Source organism: Escherichia sp. KCJ4928 (assembly GCF_004352695.1).
Lineage (GTDB): Bacteria > Pseudomonadota > Gammaproteobacteria > Enterobacterales > Enterobacteriaceae > ECMA0423.
Genome location: NZ_SJWV01000625.1, coordinates 1 through 416, shown reverse-complemented (window position 1 = coordinate 416; position 416 = coordinate 1). Strand labels below are relative to the sequence as shown.

Sequence of the window (416 nt, the reverse complement as noted above, 5' to 3'; positions counted from 1 at the left end):
CACATACAGTGACGCTGGCGGTGCCTCGGAGAATTCAGCGCGCTGGGGTGTGGACAAGCCGCTGTATAAGGACCTTATCGGTCGAACAAAAGCAGCACTGAAGAAGAACCCGAAAAATGTGCTGTTTACCGTGGTGTGGATGCAGGGGGAATTTGATTTTGACGGCACGCCCGGAAATCACGCAGCACAGTTTGGTGCGCTGGTTGATAAATTCCGTGCAGACCTGACGGATATGGCAGGTCAGTGCGTTGGTGGCTCTGCTGGCGGTGTTCCCTGGATATGCGGGGACACGACGTATTTCTGGAAGCAGAAGAACGAATCCACGTACCAGACGGTGTACGGCAGCTATAAAAACAAAACGGAAAAGAATATCCATTTCGTACCGTTCATGACGGATGAGAACGGGGTGAATGTGC

The 416-nt window shown here is 52.4% G+C and carries 1 protein-coding gene; it reads left to right on the top strand.

The window, feature by feature from the left end; genetic code table 11:
- Positions 1 to 416 (top strand): sialate O-acetylesterase (locus tag E0D98_RS25940; RefSeq protein WP_165941082.1); only part of this gene is annotated, 416 nt, incomplete at both ends.